Here is a 2671-nt window from a genome sequence, read left to right on the forward strand (position 1 = left end):
CCGACCTTTTTCTTTAATTGTCTTTTTTATTTTAGCAACAAACTTTTGATTGTAAGGACTTTTCTCTTCTTCAATAAGAACGATTTCTTTTGAATCTTGAAAAAAAACTCTAGCCATTTCTAAAAATGCCTTTCCTTTTTTCGTTCTCTCATTAATATTTAATGTAATCGTAGTCATACTATATTTTTTACAAATTTACTAAAAACTTTAGTTTGATAAATTTAATTTCAGAAAAACTAACACTTACAATAACTACAATGAAACTATAATTTAATTTTTTATGGCTTAACAATCAAAACCGAAGGAATAGTACTCAACCATACGCTTTGAGAATCTACTAATTTTTTCCAGCTTTCTAAAGATATCATCATTAAATCTTGCTTGGCAAGAAATCCTGCTTTCATATTGTTTTCTGTTAAAACCGAAATATTTTCTGGATATGTTTTTTGTAAATTTTCTATTTCCAATCCTATATCTTCATTATTTTTTACTTGCTCATCAATGTCTAAAACTGTAATTTTAGAGTCGTTGTTGTAAATTAATTTTTGAGCATAATCAATTAAAAAAGAATCATCTGTAGAGAATATTGGAACAAAAACATCATTTACAACATTCAATTCTTTGTCAATTAAAATTCCGAGTGGCATTTTACTTTTAGAAATTATCAAACGCGTTCTATCATCAAATGGTGAATTTTCAAACAATCCTTCTTTTCCAGTAAACTTGTCTATTAATCTGTCTGGATTTATAATTCTGGTTGTAAAGCCCAAAACTTTTCCAAGCAAAGTTCCTTCAAATATCGATTTTCCTAATCCTACCAAAACCAAATCAAAATTTCCTCTTGTGGCAATATCGGTAATATCTGTTTCAATATCAACCGTTGCTTTAAAAATAGTTGTAATTTCTTGATCTAAAGTTTTTGATTCTGCCAATATTGGCGCAAAAGCTTCTTGCTCATATTCTTCTAGATTGTAAGCGTGCATTTCATCTGATAAAGAAAGATGCAAAGCAGTTACATTGGTATTTTCCTTTTGCTTTTTAACAAAACTATTTGCCAAATGCAACAACGATTTTCCTTTTTCATTGTTTCCAAATGATATTAAAATTTTGAAATTGCTGTTACCAATTTCTTTCGGAAATAAAACTTCTTTACGTTTAAAAATATAGTTTATTAAATCTATTGCTGGTCCAGTCATAAAAGTAGTAACTAATGCCATAATTACCATCATTGTAAATATTTCTCTTGACAAAACGCCCAAGTCATAGCCAATATTTAGTACTACCAATTCCATCAAACCACGTGTATTCATTAAAGCACCAATGGTTAAACTGTCTCTCCAATTCTGTCCAACAAATTTTGCTGCCAATGTACTTCCTAGAAATTTTCCAACAACAGCTACCAGAATAATGAATCCTGTAATTTTCCACAAATAAGGATCATTTATCAACCCAATTTCTGTTCTTAATCCAGTGAAAACAAAGAACAACGGAAGCAATAAAATTAAAGCAACATCTTCTACTTTTTCTATAATTATATTTCTAATTTTAGTAATATCTGGCATAATTGCACCAGTTAAAAAAGCACCAAACAAGGCATGAATTCCAATAATTTCTGATAAATATGACGAAATAATTAAGGTTAATAAAAATATTGCAACTACTGGTTTACTCAAATTATCGCGAGTTGCATATAAATCTCCAACTTTTTTCAAGAACGGTTTTACAATAAATAACATTGCTAAAACATAGGTAAATGCTAGTAAAATTACATACATTGAACTTGCAAATGTTCCTGCTTTTACAATTGCAATTACTGCGGCAAGAATACACCAAGCAGTGATATCATCGGCTGCAGCACAAGTAATTACAATAGCGCCAAGTTTGGTTTTATGAATGCCTCGTTCTTGTACAATTCTTGCCAAAACAGGAAACGCAGTAATACTCATGGCAATTCCCATAAACAAACTAAAAGATAAAAATTCTACACCTTCTGGTGCAAATTCGTTGTAAACAAAATAAGCTAATCCAATGCCAAGTGCAAACGGAAAAACAATACTTGCATGACTAATTACAACTGCATCGTTGGCTTTATTTTTTAAAACTTTTAAATCCAATTCCATTCCAACAACAAACATAAAAAGTATCAATCCAATTTGACTAAGAAATTGAAGATTTCCAAGTGATTCTGTTGGAAAAAGCATTCCAGAATATTCTGGAAAATACATTCCAACAACTGATGGGCCAAGAAAAATTCCTGCAATAATTTCACCAATTACTGATGGTTGTCCAATTTTTCTAAATATCCAACCAAACAATCTGGCAACAATAATTATGGTAATTATTTGCAATAAAAGTATGGCTAACGGATGTTTTAAATTATGAGTTAACGATTCTAAAAATTGGTTAAAATAAGTAGAATTTGAAACAGGCGCAACAACATCGCTACTTTCTAAAAGTTTTCCTTTAGATACAATCCAAAAAATTAAAGCAGTAAAACCGCCAGTTACAATAATATAAAATAAACCGTTTTTAAGATTCTTCATACTTTATAAAACTCTTTTTTTGAGCATTACAAATATGAGAAAACTAAATTACATTTAACAAAAACTCATACTAATTAATAAAAAACTTATTAAAGATTTGCTACATTTAATTTTACATTAAAAGATTG

At 29.1% G+C, this 2671-nt stretch carries 2 protein-coding genes; both read right to left on the reverse strand.

The window, feature by feature from the left end; genetic code table 11:
* On the reverse strand, nucleotides 1-177 hold a 177-nt coding region (locus ACH2BO_RS06340; protein WP_395043912.1), incomplete at its 3' end, for a DUF2683 family protein.
* Nucleotides 178-278: 101 nt separating this feature from the next.
* Nucleotides 279-2543, reverse strand: coding sequence for a cation:proton antiporter (locus ACH2BO_RS06345; protein WP_395043911.1), 2265 nt, complete (start codon nucleotides 2541-2543; stop codon nucleotides 279-281).
* Nucleotides 2544-2671: the final 128 nt, after the last annotated feature.

The sequence above is a fragment of the Flavobacterium sp. genome (assembly GCF_043773265.1).
GTDB lineage: Bacteria > Bacteroidota > Bacteroidia > Flavobacteriales > Flavobacteriaceae > Flavobacterium.